Consider the following 23,717-nt stretch of genomic DNA (forward strand, 5'->3'; position numbering starts at 1 on the left):
TCCTACCACACTCCCCTTACTCAAGATAATAAAGGCACCTCATTCGGTGCCTTTCGTTACAATTTTAAGTCAAACTAACGCTGAGTGGTAAAGCTGCAAATAAGATTCTGCGGCCTTTTGCCAACAAAAGTCTTGTTGCATCGCGTGCAACTGTACTTTATTCACTTCAGGCTCGTTTTGAGCGTAGAGCAACAGTGCCCTTAGCATCGTTAACAACAATGCCTGCGGTGTCGGTTCGAAAAAAACAAACCCCGTTGCTTCAGATGGGTTTACATCATAATCGCTAACGCTGTCCTTTAAGCCACCAACACCGCGTACTATCGGTAATGTCCCATAAGCCATACTATAGATTTGGTTTAAGCCACATGGTTCAAACTCAGAAGGCATCAAGAAGAAATCAGAACCAGCTTCAACGATATGCGCAAGTTCATTGTCATACGCTTCTACAAAGGCAAATTTGCTAGAAAACTGCGCGGCAACCTCTCGTAACTGAGCGGCAAGAACAGGGTCTCCGGTCCCAACGACAACTAGCTGAACATCGTGCTTTAAAAAATCGGCCAAAGCAGGCAACAAGTAATGAACGCCTTTCTGCTGGGTCAACCGACAAACCATACCGAACATAGCTACATTTTTTTCGGGCAAATTTAGTCGCTGTTGTAATGCTTTTTTACAAGCTTTCTTCCCTTGCGACATACTTTGCTGGTCGGCGCAGTAATTAACCGGCAAGTAGGTATCAGTTTCCGGATTCCAAGCACTGTAATCACAACCGTTCAAGATGCCGACTAAGTCCTGCGCGCGTTGCTGAAACTCCCAAGCCATGCCGTGACTGCCAAGCTCTGTTTTTAGTTCCTCTGCGTACGTAGGGCTAACCGCGTTTATCTTATCTGCATTCATTACACCAGCTTTAAGCATCGTAATATGCGTTGCACTCACCGCAGCATCGGGAACGTTTCTACAATGAAACTCTGGCAAACACTGCACGTCTTCATAACTAAATACGCCTTTAAAGACCGCATTGTGAATTGAAATGACGCTTTTAGTATGAGCAAAAAACGGATCATTGCCATACCTGTGCTTGAGCAAAAATGGAACAAGACCTGTGTGCCAATCGTTCGCGTGTATGATATTAGGTTGAAAGGCGAGCTTGGGTAACATATCGAGACATGCTGCACTAAAAAACGCAAAGCGCTCGCCGTTATCAGTATACGCTTGGTTGTTCTCCGCATACATTGATGGTCGATTGAAATACGGCGGACAATCAATCAGGTAAACAGGATTTTGACCTAACATGAGCCGCAAAACTCGATACTCCGTATGCGGCCATGATGTTAATTCTGTTTCTAATACAACTTCTGCGTCTGCGAGTTTATCAATACTACTGTACGCAGGGATGGTAATTCTTACGTCTTGCTGTAGGTTTTGAAGGGCTTCCGGTAGTGCCTTGGCAACATCTGCCAAGCCACCACTTTTAATGAGGCCTTCAACCTCAGAAGCTACAAACAGAATAGATAAGTTGTTAGTAGCCAACTCGAGCTCCTTTCGGAATAACAACAATGCCCTCCTCAGACACGTGGAAGTGTTTTTTATCTTCTTGAAGATTCACACCAATCTGAGTACCAGGAGCAATATCGGCATCCTTGTCGACAATCACACGACGTAAAACACAGCCTTCGCCAATTTTTACGTCACCAAGAAGTATACATTCGCTGATATCGCAAGCAGAAGCAATATTACTGCGAAAACCAAGCACCGACTTTTCGATTCTTGAGCCTCTAACATAGCTGCCATTACACACTAAACTATCGATTATCTGCACACGACCATTATCAGAGTCGGTAAATGTCGCAGGTGGCAATGGTGGGTAGTAGGTGTGCAATGGCCATTTACGGTTGTACAGCGAAAATGGTGCATCTTTTTCTAGCAGATCCATATGCGCTTGCCAGTACGCATCAATAGTTCCGACATCACGCCAGTACACCTCTTCTTTTTCGCCACTGATTTTGTTGGTACTGAAGTCATACACGAACACATCACCTCTAGGGAACATCTTTGGAATGATGTCCTTTCCAAAATCATGTGATGAAGCTTCATTATCCGCATCTTCGACCAACTCTGAGAACAGTACCTGAGCTTCAAAAACATAGTTACCCATTGAAACTAAAGCGTAATCTGGGTCCCCAGGAATCGACTTCGGATTTGCTGGTTTTTCTTCAAAGCCAATCATACGACCTTCACTATCCACTTCGATAACCCCAAATTGCGACGCCTCTTTTAGTGGCATGCGCAATGCAGATACCGTCAGAGAAGCCTGCTTTTCTGAGTGGAAGTTCAGCATTTGTTTGATATCCATCTTATAGATATGGTCAGAGCCAAAAATACAAACTTGCTCTGGTTCCTCTAACTCCATAAAACGCAGGTTTTGATAGATCGCGTCCGCCGTCCCTTCGTACCAACGTTTACCAGTACGCATTTGAGCGGGAATAGGATCGATAAAGCGGTCTGTAATGCCGTTGATGTTCCACCCCTTTTTTAAGTGATGGAATAAAGATTGAGATTTAAATTGGGTTAGGACGTAAATGCGCATCAGATCCGCATTAACAAAATTGTTTAGAGCAAAATCGATCAATCGATAACTACCACCAAACGGTACCGAAGGTTTACTGCGAGATTCCGTTAAAGGTCTCAAACGAGAGCCTTCACCGCCAGCAAGAATCATTCCCAAAACACCAGCCATTTGTTGTTCTCCATATCGTTATAGCTTGGATTTGGTACTCGCTTGAATGAGTCATACTCGGGGAGTCAAGCGAATACATTTAGCAACCGTCTCTGAGTTTCTGTGAACTCTTACAACACGGATAAAAAAGCTACGGCACTTCCAGTATGCAACGTCCACTCTTTCCTTATTTTTTGACGCAAACAATGCACACAGTTGCACTAATTTTTGTAATAAATTATCTAAGCGGGTTCTAAATTACAATTTTTAATACGCCATTCTGTGTACCATACAGCTCTTGCGTACTCAAGACGATATCTAGATCACACATGGAAAAGCAAACGATTACATTGTGAAAACAATTTACGAACGGATTCACTACACCGCCGATTTTTTAGCCCAATGTATAACAAATATGTGAATGCAAAATGAAAGTTACAACGAATATTTTTTACATAAAAAATACATCAGCGACTACGAAATATTGATACTGGGATCTTCTCGCGTCAGCAAAACTCAGTCAAAGCAGCAAAGATCTATACGAACAACACAGTGGCCTTTACGCAAAAAAGGCAGCGATATCGCTGCCTTTTTACATTACTTAGATCGTACGTTTTTATGCTTTCGCTTTTTTACGCTTATCAGTGACTTCCCACTTACCGTCAACAAAGAGCGCTGTCCAACCAGATGGTTTGCCATTCTCTTCCGAACGAACGTAGTTCTCTTTTGTTTTGCGACTAAAGCGTACAACTGCAGGACGACCATCAGGATCTTCTTGCGGTGCGGTCGCTAGGTATTTGAACTTCTCAGGTAAACGCTCTTCAAAACGTGCCAGTTCAGCAACCAAAGGAGCACGTGTCTCGCGCGATTTCGGGAAGTTGCTTGCCGCCATAAATAGACCTGAAGCACCATCACGAAGTACGAAATACGCATCTGAGTTTTCACATGGCAACTCGGGGAAATGAACAGGATCTTCTTTCGGGGGCGCGACTTCGCCATTCTTCAAGATCTTTCGAGTGTTCTTGCACGTTTCGCTCGTACAATCCATGTATTTACCAAAGCGACCGTTCTTAAGCACCATATCAGAGCCACATTTGTCACATTCAACAACTGGACCATCGTAGCCTTTTACTTTGAACTCGCCGTATTCAACAAGGTAGCCTTCACAGTTCGGGTTATTACCACAAACATGCATCTTACGCTTGTCATCAATCAGGTATGCGTCCATCGCTGTTTCACAGATCGGACAACGCTTTTTAGCACGAAGAGCTGCGGTTTCAACGTCTTCTTCTAGAACGTTAATAATACCTTCTTCGTCACCCAAGTTGATGGTTGTCTTACAACGCTCTTTTGGTGGTAACGCGTAACCTGAACAGCCTAAGAACACACCTGTCGAAGCAGTACGGATGCCCATTGGACGGCTACACGTCGGACACTCGATATCCGTCATGACGATGTGGTTTAACTTCATACCGCCTTCTGACTCATCCAGCTCCGCTTTTTCAAGATCGCCAGTAAAATCAGCAAAGAAGTTGTCTAACACAGCTTTCCAGTTCACTTCACCTTCAGCGATTTGGTCCAATTTCTGTTCCATACGCGCAGTAAAGTCGTAGTTCATCAAATCGTTAAAGCTGTCATCAAGGCGGTCAGTAACAATTTCACCCATTTTTTCAGCGTAGAAACGGCGCTGATCAACTTTCACGTAGCCACGATCTTGAATCGTAGAAATGATCGATGCGTAAGTCGACGGACGACCAATGCCTCGTTTCTCCAGCTCTTTAACCAGTGCTGCTTCAGTGTAGCGCGCAGGTGGCTTTGTAAAGTGCTGTTTAGGGTCAAGTGACTCTAAGCTTAGCTTATCGCCAAGTTGTACCGCTGGAAGGATTGTATCCTCGTTTTTGCCCATTGGACGCTGTACACGAGTCCAGCCGTCAAATTTAAGGATACGGCCTTTCGCTTTAAGCGTGTATTCTGCCGCTTTTACGCTAATGGTTGTTGAATCGTATTCTGCTGGCGTCATTTGACACGCTACAAACTGATTCCAAATCAAAGCATAAAGTTTGTGCGCATCAGCATCGACACCTTGCAGGTCTTCCGCCTTAACACCCACATTTGAAGGGCGGATCGCTTCGTGCGCTTCCTGTGCTCCTTCTTTGCTACCGTACGTCAATGGTTTCGCTGGTAGGTACTTATCACCAAACTCAGAACCAATAAAGTCACGTACAGCGTCCACAGCCTCGGCACTTAGGTTAGTCGAGTCAGTACGCATATAAGTGATGTAACCGGCCTCATAGAGGCGCTGAGCTAGCATCATGGTCTTTTTCACGCCGTAGCCCAGACGTGTACTTGCTGCCTGTTGAAGCGTAGAGGTGATGTAAGGTGCTGAGGGCTTGCTCTTTGTAGGGCGGTCTTCACGCTTACATACTTCGTAACTTGCATTCTCAAGTACAGACATCGCTGCTTTGGTTTCTGCCTCATTAACTGGCTTAAACGCAGAACCGTCTTTCTGAGCAACAAGCAGTTTAAAGTCCGCTTTGTCTTTCGTTTTCGTATTCGCATGAATGTCCCAGAATTCTTCTGGTACAAACGCGTTAATCTCACGCTCGCGCTCAACTAACAGTTTCACCGCAACAGACTGCACGCGACCAGCAGATAAACCACGAGCCACTTTTTTCCAAAGTAAAGGTGAAACCATAAAACCAACGACACGGTCCATGAAGCGACGTGCTTGTTGGGCATTTACACCATCCATGTTCAGCTCGCCAGGTGTCTGGAAAGCTTGTTGGATCGCGTTTTTCGTAATTTCGTTAAAAACTACACGTTTGTATCGCTCTTCATCGCCACCGATGATCTCACGAAGGTGCCATGCGATTGCTTCTCCTTCGCGGTCCAAATCGGTTGCGAGATAAACGCAATCTGCGTCTTTGGCGAGTTTTTGTAGTTCGTTGACAACTTTTTCTTTGCCTGGAAGGATTTGGTAATTCGCTTCCCAGTCATGATATGGGTTAATCCCCATCTTTTTGATCAACGCTTTGCGGTCTTTCTCTTTTTTAACGCGCGCTTTCTCTTCCGGACTCATCCCTTTAGTTGAGATGGCTGCGGCTTTTTTCTCACCAGTGCTTTGACCGGCCGTAGGCAGATCACGCACATGACCAACACTAGACTTAACAATAAAGTCTTTACCAAGGTACTTATTTATCGTCTTTGCCTTGGCTGGTGACTCCACTATAACGAGTGATTTACCCATAACTGACTCTAACGTCCTTCATAATAATGCGGGTAGAAACCTTGTTTAAAGGCCACCCGCATAATGTTCTATTTCATTGCTTCTTTTTTTACTATTGTGCGAGATGAAAAGAAGATCAACTGCTTTTTTGAAATTCAGATCCGATTGGTTGACAATTCATCGTCTTTATACTTCAAAGAGACAGGGTTCTGAAAGGTATTGAGCGGCATATCTAAACAGGCAAACTTAGCATCCGCTAATCCAATGCAATAAATTTTGTTACCCATCACAAAATAGTTTGGTTCAATGCTCTGCCATCTTCCTCCGCATCATGCTTATACTCTAAAAATTGATCTGTTTAGTCTTACTGAACGATTGACTGAATTAATCATGCAAACCCATTTTAGTTGTAGGTATACTCAGCGTTCTTAACTGAATAGGATGGTAGAAAGAATATGTCTGATAGAACGTTTATCGAAGAGTTCGACCTTCTTTTGATCGCTAACCAAATCATCCAAGAGCACGATGATTACATCGAGGGGATGCGAGCAACAAGCGTAGAAGAAAAAGAAGGTGTTTTAGTTTTTAAAGGTGAATACTTCCTTGATGACAAAGGTTTACCAACTTCAAATACGACTGCAGTATTCAATATGTTCAAATACTTAGCGCATCACCTTTCTAAGGAATTTACGCTGGTTAAATAGTATTGGGAAACAAAAAAGCCAGAGTGTTATTCACTCTGGCTTTCCTGTTTTAGGTCAGAATATTTAGCAACTTAAAGCCTTAAGTTTGTCGAAGTAGTCAGGGAACGTTTTCGACGTACACTTTGGATCGTTAATCGTCACAGGCGTATCACTAAGTGCCACCAGCGAAAAACACATCGCCATTCGATGATCATCGTAAGTATCAATCGCAGCATGCTTTAACTGAGAGACAGGTTTGACGATGATGTAGTCTTCCCCTTCTTCCACTTCCGCACCAACTTTACGTAACTCAGTCGCCATAGCTGACAAACGGTCTGTTTCTTTTACACGCCAGTTATAAACGTTACGAATAGCGGTAGTGCCTTCGGCAAATAACGCTGTTGTCGCGATGGTCATTGCAGCATCAGGGATATGGTTGTAATCCATATCAATGCCTTTTAATTGACCAACACGTGAAATTACGTAGTCATCACCCCATTCAATTTCTGCACCCATTTTTTCAAGCGCATCAGCAAATTGAATATCACCTTGAATGCTGTTTTTACCGATACCCGTGACTTTAACTTCTCCGCCTTTGATGGCTGCCGCCGCCAAGAAGTAAGAAGCAGAAGACGCGTCACCTTCAACCAAGAAATCACCTGGAGCGATGTATTGCTGACCGGCTGGGATCACAAACTCTTGATAGTCGTTGTTGATCACATCGACTCCAAACTGCTTCATGATATGCAGGGTGATATCGATATAAGGCTTAGAAACCAAATCGCCTTCGATGTTGATGCGAATTTCACCTTCAGCCAATGGCGCAGACATTAAGAAAGCGGTCAAGAACTGACTTGAAATGGACCCATCGATAGAAACTGTACCTGCTTTTAGGCCAGTACCAATTATTTTGAGAGGCGGAAAGTTCTCGTTTTCCATGTACTCAACGTTCGCACCAGCATCTTTCAGTGCCGTGACAAGGTGACCAATTGGACGCTCTTTCATACGAGGTTCGCCCGTCAGTACATACTCCCCTTCTCCAAGACAAAGAGCCGCAGCTAATGGTCGCATCGCAGTGCCAGCATTGCCGAGAAATAACTCTACCGGCTCTGAGACAGAAAACGGACGCCCAAGGCCTTCAACGAGACATTCTGTTTTATCTTCGGAAAGTTGGTATTGAACGCCTAGTTTAGTCAGCGCATTCAGCATATGACGGATATCATCACTGTCGAGGAGATTAGTAAGGCGAGTTCTGCCTTTAGCAAGAGCAGCAAGTAAAAGAGCTCGATTAGAAACGCTTTTAGAGCCAGGAAGGTTCACTTCCCCTTGAATTTTATTGATAGGTTGTAACGTTAGGCTTTCCATTAAAAGTTGATAATCCTTTGTGCCCTCAACATACGATTTTTTATGAGGGCTAAACAATTCTTCGTGAATTCAGACTACCCAAAAAAACACGACAAAACCAGAGTAAATCGGCGCTAATTTATGAATATCCTCAAGCAGCCTAAAGATACAGAATTAAAGGCATTGCCAGCGATGTAAATCAGAGCGAAAGAAGCACGGCGAAACAGCAAACTATTTCGACTTTATTTGACGATAAGCCAGCCCGACTGTACATGCCTGATTAGGCTTCGTTAGACTAAAACAACCTAGGGTTAATAAGTGATATCAACCCTGACTCCATCATCAAAATATAAAATACGAACTTCATCCCCTCGACTAAATAACATATTTTTATCAACATCTTGGATGACATTAATTAGCTTATCACCCTTCACTTTGATGAGTAGCTCAACTAACTTATATTCAACCGTGTATTGGTAATTACTTTGGTTTTGAGCAACTGCGGCACCTGCAAGCGCACCCACTGCCGTCGCGACTTCTCTTCCCGTACCGCCACCAAATTGATTACCGACTAAACCACCGATAGTGGCACCAAGTAGTGTCTTCCAACCGTTACTTTTCGATTGAACAACCTCTTGTTGAGTAATATAACGGACAGAGTCAATCTTCCCGTAAACTACTTCATTAACTGGCTTGGCAACATTTCTTTCATAGGCTGCGTTGGCGACAAGTGGTAAAAACAGTATGATCCCAAGCCATACTTTTACGATATTTCTTAACCAGGTCATCATAAACTCCTCTGACTCCAATGTTGGTAACGACTTCTTATGGCTATTTATTTAACTGAACTCGATGAAACGTTCAACTTTCCCTCACCCTATAAAGCACTCAGCGACCCCAATGGTTTGCTGGCTTTTGGTGGTGACTTAAACCCCATGAGAATCCTCAATGGTTACTATCAAGGCATTTTCCCTTGGTATGGTCCTGGTGAACCTATTTTATGGTGGAGCCCTTCTCCGCGCGCTGTGTTTGACCCATTGCAGTTTAAGCCATCTAAAAGTCTCAAAAAATTTCAGCGTAAACATAACTATAAAGTAACACTCAATTTCGCGACAGAAGAAGTGATTAGACTATGTTCTTCAACACGCCCTGTAGAGGAAACATGGCTCAACGAGGAAATGCAAGCTTCCTACATTGAGTTAGCCAAACTTGGTCACTGTCACTCTGTAGAAGTATGGCATGACAACAACCTGATTGGCGGACTATATGGCATCTGCGTGGGCCAACTTTTTTGCGGAGAGTCGATGTTTAGTCTAAAAGATAACGCATCCAAAATTGCATTGTGGTACTTATGCAACCATTTGGCGTCAAAGCAAGGTCAATTAATCGATTGCCAAGTTATGAATTCTCACTTGGCATCACTTGGCGCATTTGAACTTGAGCGTGACGAATTTATGCAAAAACTACTATCTTTAAGAGAAAAGCAAACACTATTTGATGCCTATCATCCCCAAGTTTTGCAGGATTCAGTATGAGTACGGATATACAACATATTCGAATAGGGTTGACGAATAATCACCCTTGTAGTTATTTGCCTGAACGGCAAGAGCGGGTTGCGGTGGCGCTTGATGAAAGGCTGCATACTGAAGAAAATTACCAGTTGCTCATGGCTAACGGTTTTCGTCGTAGCGGAGATACCATATATAAACCGCATTGCGAGCATTGCACCGCTTGCCAGCCAATTCGAGTCTCGATTCCAGACGTTAGACTATCAAAAAGTCAGAAGAGGCTGCTTAATAAAGCACAGTCTTTACGCTGGGATATGAAACCTGAAATGGATGAGGAATGGTTTGAGCTTTACAGTCGGTACATCTGCAAACGGCATAAAAACGGCACTATGTACCCACCAAAGCGTGATGAGTTTGCTCGATTTGCTCAAACTAGCTGGCTGACAACGTCGTTTTTACACATTTACGATGAATCAGATCAATTGCTCGCCATTGCAGTGACAGATTTGATGCCACAATGCTCGAGTGCTTTTTATACTTTTTTTGACCCTGACTACGAGTTATCTCTTGGCACGTTAGCAGTGCTTTATCAAATTAAATACTGCCAAGAAAACAAACAACAGTGGCTATATTTGGGATATCAGATTGATGAGTGCCCAGCAATGAGCTACAAAACACGCTTTCAACGCCACCAAAGGCTAGTAAATCAGCGTTGGCGAGGGTAGAATACGCCTCAACTTTACATAATTACTATTTAGCGGCAGAATATAGCCCGCTAATATTGCCTAATTTCTAAAGAGGATTAAATGGCTAAAGAAGACGTAATCGAGATGCAAGGCACAGTCCTTGACACTCTACCAAACACTATGTTCCGTGTTGAACTTGAAAACGGTCACGTTGTGACTGCTCACATCTCTGGCAAGATGCGTAAGAACTACATCCGTATCCTAACGGGTGACAAAGTAACTGTAGAGATGACTCCATACGACCTGTCAAAAGGCCGCATCGTCTTCCGCGCTCGTTAATCTCTGATTTTCGGATGCAATAAAAAACGGAGCAAGCTGCTCCGTTTTTTATTGCACAATTTTTTCCGATTTAGTTCAGATAAAAAAGCGCACGATCTTCTCGTGCGCGTTTGTTACCGACTAACGATTAATGCATCGCTGTCTCTTTCTCACTTAAGTATTCAAACTCAAGCGTATCGTTGACCAGCGTTACTTTCACTGTACCGCCGTCAACTAAAGATCCAAACAACAGTTCGTTAGCCAAAGGCTTCTTAAGCTGTTCTTGGATAACACGCCCCATTGGGCGAGCCCCCATAGCTTTGTCATAACCTTTATGTGCTAACCAATGGCGAGCGTCTTGCGATACTTCCATTGAAACGCCTCTCGCATCAAGTTGCACTTGCAGTTCAACAATGAACTTATCAACCACTTGATGGATAACGTTTTCATCAAGGCTGTTAAACCAGATAATGTTATCAAGACGGTTACGGAACTCAGGAGTAAACACCTTCTTAATTTCCGCCATTGCATCGTGACTGTTGTCTTGTTGAATCAAACCAATTGATTTCTTCTCGGTTTCCGCCACACCTGCGTTAGTTGTCATAACAAGAATGACATTACGGAAGTCTGCTTTGCGACCATTGTTGTCCGTTAGCGTACCGTTATCCATGACTTGCAACAGCAGGTTAAAGATATCAGGGTGCGCTTTTTCAATCTCATCAAGTAATACGACTGAATGTGGGTGCTTAATAACAGCATCAGTTAGCAAACCACCTTGGTCATAACCGACATAACCAGGAGGCGCACCAATCAAGCGACTTACGGAGTGACGCTCACCATACTCAGACATATCAAAACGAAGTAGCTCGATACCTAGAAGCTTAGATAACTGCACCGTCACCTCTGTTTTACCAACCCCTGTTGGGCCTGCAAACAAGAATGAACCAACAGGTTTGTTGTCTACACCTAAACCTGCGCGTGTCAGCTTGATCGCCTCGGATAATGCATCAATCGCATTATCTTGACCGAATACCAACATCTTCATTTTGCTATCTAAGTTTTTCAAAATGTCTTTATCTGAAGAAGAAACCGACTTCTCTGGAATTCGCGCCATTTTGGCAACCATTGATTCGATATCAGCCACTCCGACCGTTTTTTTACGACGGCTTGCAGGAGCAAGACGACTACGAGCACCAGCTTCATCAATGACATCAATGGCCTTATCTGGTAGATGGCGTTCATTAATGTATTTAGCCGACAGTTCTACCGCGGCACGCAGTGCTTTATTGGTATAACGTACTTCATGGTGAGCTTCGTACTTCGGCTTCAAGCCCATCAAGATTTTAGTTGTATCATCCAATGAAGGCTCTACAACGTCTATCTTTTGGAAACGGCGAGACAACGCACGCTCTTTCTCGAAAATGTTGCTGTATTCTTGGTATGTCGTCGAACCAATACAACGCAACTTACCGCTACTTAAAAGAGGCTTAATAAGATTTGCTGCATCGACTTGACCACCAGATGCCGCGCCTGCACCGATGATGGTATGTATTTCATCGATGAACAAAATGGCATCTTCTTCTTTTTCAAGTTGTTTCAAAATCGCCTTGAAGCGCTTTTCAAAATCACCGCGGTATTTGGTACCAGCGAGCAAAGAGCCAATATCTAGTGAATAAATCACGCTGTTTTGAATAACCTCAGGGACCTGCCCTTCGACAATTCTCCATGCAAGACCTTCCGCTATGGCTGTTTTACCAACCCCTGCCTCACCCACTAGTAGTGGATTATTCTTGCGGCGTCGACAAAGTACCTGAATAGTGCGCTCTAACTCTTTATCACGTCCAATGAGTGGGTCGATGTTTCCATCTTTAGCGACTTGATTAAGATTCGTCGCAAAGCTTTCTAGGCGTTCTTCAGAATTAGGCTCTTCAACACTTTCTGAGCTAAACGAGTCTGATGATGAATCCTCACCTGCACCTGATGCTTTAGTAATACCGTGGGAGATGAAGTTAACAATATCTAATCGGGAGATGTCATTTTTCTTCAGTAAGTAAGCGGCATGCGACTCTTGTTCACTGAAGATAGCAACAAGCACGTTGGCGCCTGTTACTTCATTACGACCAGACGACTGTACATGAAAGACGGCGCGTTGTAGTACACGTTGAAAACTCAAAGTCGGCTGCGTTTCACGCGTCTCATCACTATCTGGGATAAGAGGCGTAGTTTGATCGATGAAAATATCGAGTTCGTTGCGTAAAGCGTCAAGATCCGCCTTACAAGCTAGAAGGGCTTCCTTAGCTGCATCATTTTCCAACAATGCAAGTAGGAGGTGTTCGACAGTCATAAACTCGTGGCGTTTATCTCGCGCCCGAGCAAATGCACCGTTAAGGCTTGACTCTAGTTCTTTATTTAGCATAAGTACCTCCCGAAAAAACAACTGGGGTTGTTCGAGCAAGTCTTCTTTGTTTACGCTTGCTCCATAGTGCAAAGTAGCGGATGTTCATTTTCCCTTGCGTACATCGTAACTTGCGCTACTTTTGTTTCGGCAATTTCTGCGCTGTATGTGCCGCAGATTGCCTTTCCTTCATAGTGGACCTGAAGCATGATTTGAGTTGCTTTATCAATATCATGTGAGAAAAATCGCTCAAGCACCTCTATGACGAAATCCATAGGTGTATAGTCATCATTATTGAGTACGACATTGTACAGCTTAGGTGGCTGGACTTTCGTACTTTCTCGCTCCAGAAGATCAGAGTCCGGAGTGACCCATTCAAAATTTTTACTCATGGCAATCTAAAGATATCGTATCAAAGGGTTGATGTTTTCGACCTATAAAAACAATCTACCACAAGCATGCAGCGCGGTGTAGTGAGTTATGGCACCGAATTCGATCTTTGATCGATAAAAGTTGCTACCTAATATAGAGACTAATGCACGTCTTGATACGGCGCAAATAAAAGATGCTTGTCGATAAGTTACACATTTTTTCTTATAAAAGAACTTTCTATTTATTGCTCTCGGACTATTGCAAACCACCCCATCATCTTCTATCTGGATCACACTTCCTCATTGAGAATACGGTAATTATCACGAAAACTTCATTTTTTATTCAGTCAGAGGATTCTTCTCCCATAAGCAACACGGACAGTATGGCTTTTTCAGTATGAGCCACTTCATAGGCAAATTGACTAAACTTCTGCGTATATACGAAAAACTGTTTGCAAATTTGTTAATCTCAAAAGTGATTTGTTTTCAATTATGTTTCTGTTTGTTGCTCACTGCTATTGACTGTCGAAATTCATTGACTACAGTGGAAAGTGTCGATGCATAAATCATCATTTTGAAACCTCTCTCCTTTAAGTGGTTTGATGAATGTGACTTATCATTGATTTGACGTTTGTTGGCATTCGCTGACAATGGTAGTACCAAGTTAAAGGTATAACTTGGTTGCAGTAACAACATCAGTAAAAAATGCATGAGGGATGTAAAGCATGGCTACAGGTACAGTAAAGTGGTTTAACAATGCCAAAGGATTTGGGTTTATTTGTTCAGATGAAGAAGAGGGAGATATCTTTGCCCACTACTCAACTATCCAGATGGACGGTTATCGTACACTGAAAGCAGGCCAACAAGTCTCTTACGAGATTGAAAAAGGTCCCAAAGGCTGTCACGCGAGTAGCGTCGTGCCTCTTGAAGGCCAAGCCAAATAATTAGAGCGCTGTCGAAATATTAAAATATTGCTCTCGAAACGCCACGTTGATGTTTTGAAGAGAAAAATAAACCCGCAAAGATAGCGGGTTTCTTACTATTTAGAGCACGTGTTACAAAAGGAACACTTACAACGCACTTACAGGATAGGAAACACGCCGAAAACGACGTGTTTTTACACTAACTTACTTGTTAATGATTGCGTTAAAGGTTTCGCTTGGACGCATCAATTTAGAAACCAATGCATCGTCTAGTAAGTAGTAACCTCCTAGCTCACCTTTCACGCCTTGCGCATTATTTAGCTCAGCAACGATCGTTTCTTCCTGCTCTGACAGCGCTTTTGCAATTGGTGCAAATTCAGCAGCAAGATCCGCATCATCCGTTTGCTCTGAAAGCGCTTTCGCCCAGTAAAGTGCAAGATAGAAGTGGCTTCCACGGTTATCTAGCTCACCCACTTTGCGTGACGGAGATTTGTTGGTGTCTAAAAACTCACCGGTCGCTTTATCTAGTGTATCTGCGAGAACCTGAGCCTTAGGATTGTTTGTCGCTACACTTAAATGCTCTAACGAAGCTGCAAGCGCTAGGAACTCGCCCAAAGAATCCCAACGAAGGTGATTCTCTTTTTCTACTTGTTGAACGTGCTTAGGAGCAGAACCACCAGCGCCTGTTTCAAATAGACCACCACCATTCATCAATGGAACAATAGATAGCATCTTAGCAGACGTACCTAACTCTAGAATTGGGAACAAGTCTGTTAGGTAGTCGCGAAGAACATTACCTGTAACAGAGATAGTATCTAGGCCCGCTTTCATACGCTCTAGTGAGTACTTACAAGCTTCAACAGGAGATAGGATCTTAATCTCTAGACCGTCAGTATCGTGATCTGGTAGGTAGGCGTTTACTTTCTTGATGAGCTCAGCATCGTGCGCGCGGTTTTCATCTAGCCAGAATACAGCTGGAACACCTGTTGCACGTGCGCGAGTCACTGCTAGTTTAACCCAATCTTGGATTGGTGCGTCTTTAACCTGACACATACGGAAGATATCACCTTCTTCAACCGCTTGCTCTAACAGTACGTTACCTGAAGCATCAACAACGCGAACAGTACCCGCAGCGTCTAGAATGAATGTCTTGTCGTGAGAACCATACTCTTCAGCTTTCTGAGCCATTAGACCAACGTTAGGTACGCTACCCATAGTGGTTGGATCAAATGCGCCGTGCTCTTTACAGAAATCAATAACCGCTTGGTAAATACCTGCGTAGCTACGATCTGGAATCATCGCTTTGGTGTCTTTTTGTTTACCATCTGGTCCCCACATTTGACCCGAAGAGCGAAGCATTGCTGGCATAGAAGCATCTACAATAATGTCACTTGGTACATGTAAGTTTGTGATACCACGATCAGAGTCAACCATCGCAAGTTCTGGTTGAGTTTGGTAAACCGCTTGAATGGCCGCTTCAATTTCTGCTTTTTGCGCTTCAGGTAGAGACTCAATTTTTGAGTAAACATCACCGATGCCATTGTTTACATCAACGCCTAGCTCTTCAAACAGCTTACCGTACTTATCGAAAACGTCTTTGTAGTAAACTTTTACGGCATGGCCGAAAATGACAGGGTCAGAAACTTTCATCATCGTCGCTTTCATATGAAGAGACAGCAGCACGTCTTGTGCTTTCGCTTCAGCAATCTCTTTCTCGAAAAATTCAACCAACGCCTTCTTCTTCATTACTGAAGTATCAATGACTTCTTTATCTAGTAATGGGAACGCAGACTTAAGCTCTTTAACTGTACCATCATTACCGACAAACTCGATTTTGACATCTGTTGCACCAGAGATAGTTGTAGACTTTTCGCTACCAAAGAAGTCATTGTCTGACATGCTCGCAACATGAGACTTAGATTCTGCTGACCATGCACCCATTGAGTGTGGGTTTTTCTTCGCGTAGTTCTTAACCGAAGTCGGAGCACGACGGTCTGAGTTACCTTCACGAAGTACTGGGTTAACCGCACTACCTTTGATTTTGTCGTAAGCCGCTTTAATCGCTTTCTCTTCGTACGTGCTCGGCTCTTCTGGGTAGTTTGGTAAATCGTAACCTTTCGCCTGAAGCTCTTTAATCGCCGCTTTAAGCTGAGGAACTGAAGCTGAAATGTTAGGTAGCTTGATGATATTTGCTTCTGGAGTTTGAGCTAGTTCACCAAGCTCAGTCAACGCATCGCCAATGCGCTGTTCTTCTTTTAGATGCTCTGGGAAGTTAGCGATAATTCGACCTGCTAGTGAAATATCACGAGTATCTACATTGATGCCAGACGATGCTGTGAATGATTGAATGATTGGTAGTAATGAATAAGTTGCTAGCGCCGGCGCTTCATCAGTGATGGTGTAGATAATTGTAGGTTTTTCTGTAGGCATGAAATTTCCCTATTTTTTAATCAACTTGTTGGCTGATCAACTCAGCGTCTGAGTTGGTTTAATTGACGCATTGCTGCACGTTAGCAGTACATGTCTCCTCACTAACGCCACATGCGGTTCGCACTCTTTGTTGTAGTTTGAAGCTCTAAGCTCTGAATCCATGAGTGCACTGATATAATTAAACAAATAACACGAATTAGTCTATCATTCTGTGCGCGTTTGTTAGTTTTAGGCGCGCAAATCATATCCGATCATGAGAAAACTTAAAACTTTCAAACACAGTTCATTTACATTTTTGCAGGGTAGTTAACATGTCATCTCGTACAGGTCAGGAAAAAGGTCGCAGTCGTAACCAGTCTAAAACGGGCCATTTTAAACACTCAGGAGCTCGCAATGGCTCGAAGACTCGTACTCAGCAAGACCGCCGCCCTAATCGCCCAACAAAAAGCCAAAAGCCAAAAGTGGCCCCTAAAGATCGTAAAGTCATTATTTTCAATAAGCCTTACGATACGCTCAGTCAATTTACCGATGGCGATGGTCGCAAAACGTTAGCGGACTATATCCCAATCAAAAATGTCTATGCGGCTGGCCGATTGGACCGAGACAGCGAAGGTTTGATGGTACTCACTAACGATGGCATCTTGCAGGCGAAGTTAACGCAGCCAAAGTCAAAATCGCCGAAGACTTATTGGGTTCAAGTCGATGGCGCTCCTCAGGAGCAAGATCTTGAAAAATTGAGGAAGGGAGTAGAGCTAAAAGATGGTATGACTCTACCAGCCGAAGTTGAAGTTATTCCAGAACCACAAGTCTGGGACAGAACGCCTCCGGTTCGTTTTCGCGCAAATATCCCAACCACTTGGTTAGCCATTACCATTATCGAAGGAAGAAATCGTCAGGTGCGTCGCATGACTGCGCACATTGGCTTCCCTACTTTGCGCCTCATTCGTCATTCGATGGGTGATATCGTCCTTAACGACCTAATGCCTGGTGAATGGAGAGAAATCTCTCTCTAATAAGCAGAAAAGATAAAAGCAGGCTTAAAGCCTGCTTTTTAGATTCGTACTTTTTCAGTTAAGCCCTATCTAATGAACTAAGGGATTACTGCTCAGCAAGCCAGTTTTTAAATGCCTCTTTTTCCGCCGGAGACGCTTTCTGGTACATAGTCTTTAATACATCAACCATTGGGCTGTCGTTCGATGCGGCTGTTGAACGGGTATCACTAGTCTCAACTCGAGGCTCGATATCACTTACTGATTGTTGATGCTGATTCACAGTTACATAACTAACGGCAACACTCGCGATACCGCCAGCAATATTGTAGTTACGAGATTCTTGAGGGTAATTACGACCAATTTGAACACCATCTGACTCTAATACATCTTCGACCAAAGCAATAGGTTGGCCTTTGGTATCCAGTAATTGCCAATCTAGAGGCGAGATGTTGTTTTGCGCTTGGCGAAGAGTTTTAAACTCTGGCAGTTCAAACGTTAGCTTTTCGTTTTCAGCATCAAATTTAGCAACGATTACATCACTGTAAACCGTCTTAAGGTTTTCGTTAATTTCGAATGTAGGTTGATATTTGAAGACAATTTGATTCGTTCCGTCAGGTAGTTCGATTGTCTTCTCACTAGAAAAAAGACCACCTTCTAGATCTGGCTTCTCCATGTTGACGGCCAATAACTTCACGTCTTCTGGAACCACTAAAGTCGTTGCAGCGTAGAGGTTTGTACTGGCAAAAATAGACAGTGCCATTGCCACTTTTAATGATAACTGCATAGAATTTTTCATCCTTATCTTCATAGTAAAAGACCCAGCATATAGCTGGGTCTTACAATATCAAACTGGGTATTGATTACCAGTAGAAACGAGCACCAACACCGAAGTTAGTTGCGTCGTCTGTGTCTTTGTTGTCGAAGTCAGTACCTTCGAAAGTGTAACCCGCTTCTGCGAATACACGTGCCCATTTAGAGAACTTGTATTCAACACCAGCGTAGAACCAAGAAGAGTCTGCGTCTACTTTACCTGCTTCGTCAGTAGACTGAGCTAAGTACTCGTAACCAGAGTATAGAGTTGTTTTAGGAGCAACAGCGAACATACCAGCTACAACGATGTAGTGTGAATCAACTGTTGATTTACCTAGCTTATCTTCGTTTTCGTTGTAGTAGTACGTAGCACCTAGAGTGTGCTCGTTTAGTGCGTACTCAGCAGTTACTTCAAAAGATAGGTTTTCGTTATCAGTACGCTCTGTGTGAGAAACTGTTTGCTCTACACCATTAAGAACTAGTTTTTTCTCTTTAGTTACGTTGATGTCGTTGTTTGCAGTAAGTACACCAGCGTGTAGAGATAGGTCGTTGAAAGATTTACCAACGAATACTTCTAGTACTTCTTCGTTAGAATCTTTTTCGCCTAGCGCGTAACCAGCTTTTAGCCAGAATGCGTCATTTTCGTAAGCGTATTTGATTTGAGAATCGTTGTTCCAAGCGTGACCGTATGCAGTTTCCGCTGCGTTACCACCGAAGAAGTAAGAGTAATCTGCGAAGTATACGTCATCAGCCCAAGTACCTTCTTTACCGAAGCGAAGAGTACCCATATCACCCATATCAAAGCCGATGATGTGGCGACGTACGTATACAGAGTCATCTGTACGCTCGCTTGAATCAGCACCTGCGTCGTAGTTGTCACCTAGAGCAACACCGATTTCAACTTCACCCAGAACTTTTAGGCTTTCGTCAACAACGTAAACCGCGTTCACACCAGTACGAGAAGAGCTAGTGTTTAGCTCTGCTGTGTGATCAGTTTTTTCTGTGAATAGAAGAGTTGGACGTAGCTGACCGTAGAAATCTACAGAACCTTCTTCAGATTTGAATACTTCAGCTGCGTTCACTGAAGTTGCAGACGCAACTACAGCTAGTGCTAATAGAGTTTTTTTCATAATTAATCCACTGCCTTTTCTTAGTTCGGGATATCCTTGTCCGGTTCCCTTTTTTATATGTTTGAGGTAGAGCGTTAACAAAACGTTATACAGCACCTCCTCAAAATCTGGAGCTAAGAGTGCAAAAGATTATTCTGGCTGTCAAATTTTCTAAATACCAATGTAAAAAAAACAAAATACCATTACAAAACAACAACTTAATAAGTTTACCTTTATTTATTCGACGAACATCTAACCAATCCCCATTATTATTTGTAATTTACAAAATTATTAACAAATGGTTTTTTAATCCAATAAGTAAATTTTAAAAAAACAAAAAAAGAATAAAAACCTACAAATAAGACCAAGTTGGAGTTTTATATTTTTCATATAATGAAATTAATTTCATTAAGATAAGGTTCAATATTTTTTTGTGAAGGAGATCTACATTCCTTATAAAAGCATTCCGTTTTGTGAACTACTGTACAACTAGTGATGTGTGCTACTATTCGCCTCCAACGCATTTGAGGCCCGTATGCTGACCAGTAACATTCAAAAATCGATTCGTAATAGCTATCAAAACCTTCAAGATCAACTTGATAACTTTGTGCCTAGAAGAGCACAAAACTACCTTGTTGCAGAGATTGCAAAAACGCTGTGCGGTCAGTATCACAAATCTAACCGAATACTCGTTGCAGAAGCAGGGACTGGAATTGGTAAATCGCTCTCCTATCTAATGGCGACCATTCCCGTGGCTGTACATAACAATAGAAAAGTGGTTATCTCAACGGCGACCGTCGCTCTGCAAGAGCAGCTCATAAATAAAGACCTCCCTCTTTTTCGTCGGATTACTGACCGCGAGTTTTCTTTTATTTTGGCAAAAGGCCGTCAACGCTATTGTTGTGCAGAAAAGCTCGCCACTGCTAGCGGTGCTGATGGTGGTCAGTTAGCCATGTTCGAAACCAAGCCTAAGCAAAAAGATATAGAGCTGTTGGAAACAATGCATCGCTCTCTTGCGCAAGGTAAATGGGACGGTGACCGTGATTCTTGGCCTAAACCCATCGACGATAAGCTTTGGCAACTGATTGTCAGTGATAAACACAGTTGCAATAACAGTTTACCAGGCCACCGCGGCTGCCCATTCCAAAAAGCGCGCTCAGAGTTGGATAAAAACGATGTCATCATTGCTAACCACTCTCTCGTCATGGCAGACGCAGATTTAGGTGGCGGCGTGATTTTACCTGAGCCAGAAAATACAATATACGTCTTCGACGAGGCACATCACTTACCTCACGTCGCTCGTGACCATGCTTCAGCATCTGCGAGTTTAAAAGGCGCGGCAGCATGGCTTGAGAAGTTAAATCAGTCGATTAGTAAGTTTTCATCACTCGCAGACGAGAAACGCGTAGCTCGATTTCGCAACGACCTTCAAGACGCGGTTCAGAACTTGATACCGGCACTGACTCAATTGCCCAAACAGTTCGACCCAGCTCAATTTGAAGAGGGTATCTACCGCTTCGAACACGGTGAACTACCTGAGTGGCTAGAGAACCAATCCAAAGAACTAAAACAGTTCAGTAAAAAAGCAAATCAGAGTGTGGCAAAAATTGCCGACCTTATTGCGGAAAGAGTAAAAGACGGGGAGCTTGCGACAAGGTTGGCTGAACCAGCGCTTGCAGAGCTCGGTTTCTACATTCAAAGGTTAGAAAACCTAGCGCAAGTATGGCATTTAATGGCTGAACCAACTCGTGAAAAAGGTGCGCCTTTAGCTCGCTGGTTAGAAACCCACCCCGATCGCGAGGGTGATTTCATTGTGAGTGTTTCGCCACTTGAAATTGGATGGCAACTCGACCAACAGATTTGGAGCAGATGTATTGGCGCCATTTTGGTTTCCGCAACGATGCGTGCATTAAACTCTTTCCATTACTTTTGCCATCAGGTTGGTATTGATGGAAAACCAGAATCAGGCACTCAGTTTTTAGCGCTTGCGTCACCATTCGATTACCAAAACCAGGCAGAATTACTCATCCCTGCGATGAAATATGAACCACCAGCGCCTCAATTTACTGAATATCTTATTGAGATCTTGCCTAAGTACTTGGAAGACAAGAAAGCCAACTTAGTATTATTCTCATCCTATTGGCAGATGAACCAAGTCGCGAAGGCACTCTCTTCGGAGTTCATAAAAAAAGGCTGGGCGTTGCAAGTTCAAGGTGAAAGCTCACGTCAAGAAATTCTAAAAAAACATAAAAAGCTAATAGAATCAAATAAAACCAGCATCTTATTTGGTACTGGCAGTTTCTCTGAGGGGCTAGATTTACCTGGCGAATTACTTGAAAACTTGGTGATTACAAAAATTCCATTTGGCGTTCCAACCTCCCCTGTTGAGCAGGCTCATTCCGAATACATTGAGAAAAAAGGAGGAAACCCGTTTATGCAAATAACTGTACCAGACGCAAGCAAAAAGCTGATCCAGAGCGTAGGTCGCTTACTGCGTAAAGAGAGAGATTCTGGTAGAGTAACGATTCTTGATCGACGCCTAGTCACTAAGCGATACGGACAAGCCTTAATCGACTCACTACCTCCATTTAAACGTAAAATAGAATATTAGAAGAATCACCATTTATGGAAATGATTGAGCCAACCATGCTGTTGGTGTTGGCGCTTGTCGCTTTTGTCGCTGGATTTATTGATGCAGTTGCCGGTGGTGGTGGCATGCTTACCGTACCTGCTCTACTTTCGCTAGGCTTGCCGCCTCATATTGCACTAGGCACCAATAAACTTGCCGCTACCTTTGCTTCTTCTACTGCAGCATTTACGTACTACAAAAAACGTCTATTCAAACCTCAATGCTGGAGGCGTGCATTCGTGGCAACACTCGTCGGAGCGACATTAGGTACGCTATTTGTAGATGCGATTAGTACGGATTGGCTGGAAAAAGGATTGCCGCTTGTTATTTTGGCGGCAGCGTTGTATACCGTTTTTCATAAAACACCCCACTCTGCTCATCAAAGTCCAATACCCGAGCCTTGTCCAAAACTTCATAAAAAACAGTACATGCAAGGCTTATCCATAGGATTCTACGACGGACTCGCAGGGCCTGGAACTGGGGCTTTTTGGACAGTAAGTTCAATGGCGCTGTACCGGCTGAATATCTTGCTCGCTTCTGGCTTAGCAAAAGCAATGAACTTTACCAGTAACTTTACCTCTTTGATCACTTTTGCATTCCTCGGACATATCAACTGGGTGCTAGGCTTAACAATGGGAGTATGTTTAATGGCTGGTGCTTTTGTTGGCGCGCACTCCGCTATTAGATTTGGTTCTAAATTCATTCGTCCTGTATTTGTTACTGTCGTCAGCATACTAGCCATTAAATTGGCTTATGACGCATGGTTTGTAGGTTTGTCATGAACATTTCTCAACTCCAGGAAAATCTAGAACAAATGGCGAAGCAAGCCGCTGTTCTTGACCGTCAAAGAGGCGAACATCATGTTCCGCTTTTTGATGAGCGTTTATTTGGTTGCCGCTCTCGCTTACTTACTCCTTGCGTAAAAGAAGCAAAAGCCACGCTGGATGCGATTGTGCGTGAGCAAAATGAAGGTAAGCTCACCGCTTTGCGTGCTGAGTACCTCACTGAACGGTTAGTGGCACAAATCGGTGCGATTCAACGCGAGATTTCTACCACTAAAATTCGTAAGAATGAAATCAAACATAGCAGCTATTTCCGCAAGCCTATCAACGTGCTTTATCAGGAACTCGCTCAACACCAAGAGTGGGCAAGACGCTTGCGCGAGATGGTGTTAGAAAAAGAACGTGCTGTCGAAAGCGCTCCGAGTTTTATGCGTGCCGACGCTCAAAAAGTATTACTAGCAACCGAGCAACGTTTAGCGCGTTGTGAAGCAGCACTTCTTAAGCTAGAGAACCAAATTACACATAGGGAAAAACATCAATAATGGCTGACCAACCAACCTCGCCTTTAGATGACGCACCTGAAGAGATCAAACTGGCTGTCGATTTAATCTATTTGCTTGAGAGCAATGAGATAGATCCAGAAGTTGCGCTTAACGCTTTAAAGATCGTGCAAAACGACTTAGAAAACAAATTAAAAGCAAAGTAGCTCAGAGCGTTTCACTCCTTTCACCGAGACTCATTTCCAGTGCTCTTACACAATGATACTATTCATAAAAAGTACGCCCCAAAAGGATAAAT

The 23,717-nt window shown here is 43.3% G+C and carries 20 protein-coding genes; 10 read left to right on the forward strand and 10 right to left on the reverse strand.

Going from position 1 to position 23,717, the window contains the following annotated elements:
- Positions 1 to 69: 69 nt before the first annotated feature.
- The 3 genes from glgA to topA all read right to left on the reverse strand — a co-directional run bounded on the left by glgA (position 70) and on the right by topA (position 5,960).
- Complete coding sequence (gene glgA, locus R7O13_RS10830) at positions 70 to 1,527, reverse strand: glycogen synthase GlgA (protein ID WP_017820031.1); 1,458 nt, start codon at positions 1,525 to 1,527, stop codon at positions 70 to 72.
- Positions 1,517 to 2,734 carry a glucose-1-phosphate adenylyltransferase gene (glgC, locus tag R7O13_RS10835; RefSeq protein WP_017634726.1) on the reverse strand — a complete coding sequence of 406 codons (1,218 nt, stop codon included), beginning with the start codon at positions 2,732 to 2,734 and terminating at the stop codon, positions 1,517 to 1,519. Before glgC ends, glgA begins: the two co-directional genes overlap by 11 nt.
- A gap of 595 nt (positions 2,735 to 3,329) precedes the next feature.
- Positions 3,330 to 5,960 carry a type I DNA topoisomerase gene (gene topA / locus R7O13_RS10840; RefSeq protein WP_005378351.1) on the reverse strand — a complete coding sequence of 877 codons (2,631 nt, stop codon included), beginning with the start codon at positions 5,958 to 5,960 and terminating at the stop codon, positions 3,330 to 3,332.
- A 434-nt stretch (positions 5,961 to 6,394) separates the two neighbouring features.
- On the opposite strand from topA, the gene R7O13_RS10845 reads away from it, so the two are divergent.
- On the forward strand, positions 6,395 to 6,643 hold the full coding sequence (locus tag R7O13_RS10845) for a YciN family protein (protein WP_005387884.1): 249 nt from the start codon (positions 6,395 to 6,397) through the stop codon (positions 6,641 to 6,643).
- Between the two features lie 63 nt (positions 6,644 to 6,706).
- On the opposite strand, the gene aroA is transcribed toward R7O13_RS10845, so the two are convergent.
- The gene (aroA, locus tag R7O13_RS10850; RefSeq protein ID WP_005387883.1) at positions 6,707 to 7,987 is read right to left on the reverse strand and encodes a 3-phosphoshikimate 1-carboxyvinyltransferase; all 1,281 of its coding nucleotides are present in this window, start codon (positions 7,985 to 7,987) and stop codon (positions 6,707 to 6,709) included.
- Between the two features lie 290 nt (positions 7,988 to 8,277).
- On the reverse strand, positions 8,278 to 8,754 hold the full coding sequence (locus R7O13_RS10855) for a glycine zipper 2TM domain-containing protein (RefSeq protein ID WP_005378348.1): 477 nt from the start codon (positions 8,752 to 8,754) through the stop codon (positions 8,278 to 8,280).
- Between the two features lie 39 nt (positions 8,755 to 8,793).
- Between R7O13_RS10855 and aat the strand changes: the two genes are divergently transcribed.
- From aat to infA, 3 genes are all read left to right on the forward strand, one after another.
- Positions 8,794 to 9,501 carry a leucyl/phenylalanyl-tRNA--protein transferase gene (gene aat, locus R7O13_RS10860; RefSeq protein WP_308387114.1) on the forward strand — a complete coding sequence of 236 codons (708 nt, stop codon included), beginning with the start codon at positions 8,794 to 8,796 and terminating at the stop codon, positions 9,499 to 9,501.
- The gene (locus R7O13_RS10865) at positions 9,498 to 10,199 is read left to right on the forward strand and encodes an arginyltransferase (protein ID WP_151514645.1); all 702 of its coding nucleotides are present in this window, start codon (positions 9,498 to 9,500) and stop codon (positions 10,197 to 10,199) included. The genes aat and R7O13_RS10865 overlap by 4 nt, the downstream gene beginning before the upstream one ends.
- A gap of 81 nt (positions 10,200 to 10,280) precedes the next feature.
- Positions 10,281 to 10,499 carry a translation initiation factor IF-1 gene (gene infA / locus R7O13_RS10870; RefSeq protein WP_001040192.1) on the forward strand — a complete coding sequence of 73 codons (219 nt, stop codon included), beginning with the start codon at positions 10,281 to 10,283 and terminating at the stop codon, positions 10,497 to 10,499.
- A gap of 127 nt (positions 10,500 to 10,626) precedes the next feature.
- Here the strand turns inward: infA and clpA are convergent, their stop codons facing one another.
- Together clpA and clpS are read right to left on the reverse strand one after the other, a co-directional pair.
- Positions 10,627 to 12,894 carry an ATP-dependent Clp protease ATP-binding subunit ClpA gene (clpA, locus tag R7O13_RS10875; protein WP_213915086.1) on the reverse strand — a complete coding sequence of 756 codons (2,268 nt, stop codon included), beginning with the start codon at positions 12,892 to 12,894 and terminating at the stop codon, positions 10,627 to 10,629.
- Between the two features lie 50 nt (positions 12,895 to 12,944).
- Positions 12,945 to 13,265 (reverse strand): ATP-dependent Clp protease adapter ClpS, encoded by a 321-nt coding sequence (gene clpS, locus R7O13_RS10880; RefSeq protein WP_005378419.1) that lies wholly within the window; start codon positions 13,263 to 13,265, stop codon positions 12,945 to 12,947.
- A 704-nt stretch (positions 13,266 to 13,969) separates the two neighbouring features.
- Here clpS and cspD point away from each other — a divergent pair.
- Positions 13,970 to 14,188, forward strand: coding sequence for a cold shock domain-containing protein CspD (gene cspD / locus R7O13_RS10885; protein WP_005378407.1), 219 nt, complete (start codon positions 13,970 to 13,972; stop codon positions 14,186 to 14,188).
- 183 nt (positions 14,189 to 14,371) lie between these two features.
- On the opposite strand, the gene R7O13_RS10890 is transcribed toward cspD, so the two are convergent.
- Entirely contained in the window at positions 14,372 to 16,597 is a 2,226-nt protein-coding gene (locus tag R7O13_RS10890; RefSeq protein ID WP_005387876.1) for an NADP-dependent isocitrate dehydrogenase, read from the reverse strand.
- Positions 16,598 to 16,908: 311 nt separating this feature from the next.
- Here R7O13_RS10890 and R7O13_RS10895 point away from each other — a divergent pair, with 311 nt between their 5' ends.
- On the forward strand, positions 16,909 to 17,610 hold the full coding sequence (locus R7O13_RS10895) for a pseudouridine synthase (RefSeq protein ID WP_005387874.1): 702 nt from the start codon (positions 16,909 to 16,911) through the stop codon (positions 17,608 to 17,610).
- An 85-nt stretch (positions 17,611 to 17,695) separates the two neighbouring features.
- On the opposite strand, the gene R7O13_RS10900 is transcribed toward R7O13_RS10895, so the two are convergent.
- Together R7O13_RS10900 and R7O13_RS10905 are read right to left on the reverse strand one after the other, a co-directional pair.
- The gene (locus tag R7O13_RS10900; RefSeq protein ID WP_017634732.1) at positions 17,696 to 18,373 is read right to left on the reverse strand and encodes a DUF2057 family protein; all 678 of its coding nucleotides are present in this window, start codon (positions 18,371 to 18,373) and stop codon (positions 17,696 to 17,698) included.
- A 76-nt stretch (positions 18,374 to 18,449) separates the two neighbouring features.
- A complete protein-coding gene (locus R7O13_RS10905) occupies positions 18,450 to 19,529 on the reverse strand; it encodes a porin (protein ID WP_005378424.1) in 1,080 nt (359 codons plus the stop codon).
- A 514-nt stretch (positions 19,530 to 20,043) separates the two neighbouring features.
- On the opposite strand from R7O13_RS10905, the gene dinG reads away from it, so the two are divergent.
- From dinG to rsmS, 4 genes are read left to right on the forward strand one after another with little or no spacing between them, the layout of a single operon-like run.
- Positions 20,044 to 22,119, forward strand: coding sequence for an ATP-dependent DNA helicase DinG (dinG, locus tag R7O13_RS10910; protein WP_053303240.1), 2,076 nt, complete (start codon positions 20,044 to 20,046; stop codon positions 22,117 to 22,119).
- A 14-nt stretch (positions 22,120 to 22,133) separates the two neighbouring features.
- Positions 22,134 to 22,919 (forward strand): sulfite exporter TauE/SafE family protein, encoded by a 786-nt coding sequence (locus R7O13_RS10915; RefSeq protein WP_005387866.1) that lies wholly within the window; start codon positions 22,134 to 22,136, stop codon positions 22,917 to 22,919.
- Positions 22,916 to 23,461 (forward strand): primosomal replication protein, encoded by a 546-nt coding sequence (locus R7O13_RS10920; protein ID WP_033905048.1) that lies wholly within the window; start codon positions 22,916 to 22,918, stop codon positions 23,459 to 23,461. The genes R7O13_RS10915 and R7O13_RS10920 overlap by 4 nt, the downstream gene beginning before the upstream one ends.
- Entirely contained in the window at positions 23,461 to 23,625 is a 165-nt protein-coding gene (gene rsmS / locus R7O13_RS10925; protein WP_005378432.1) for a pleiotropic regulatory protein RsmS, read from the forward strand. Before R7O13_RS10920 ends, rsmS begins: the two co-directional genes overlap by 1 nt.
- Positions 23,626 to 23,717: the final 92 nt, after the last annotated feature.

The organism is Vibrio sp. Y176 (assembly GCF_033438945.1).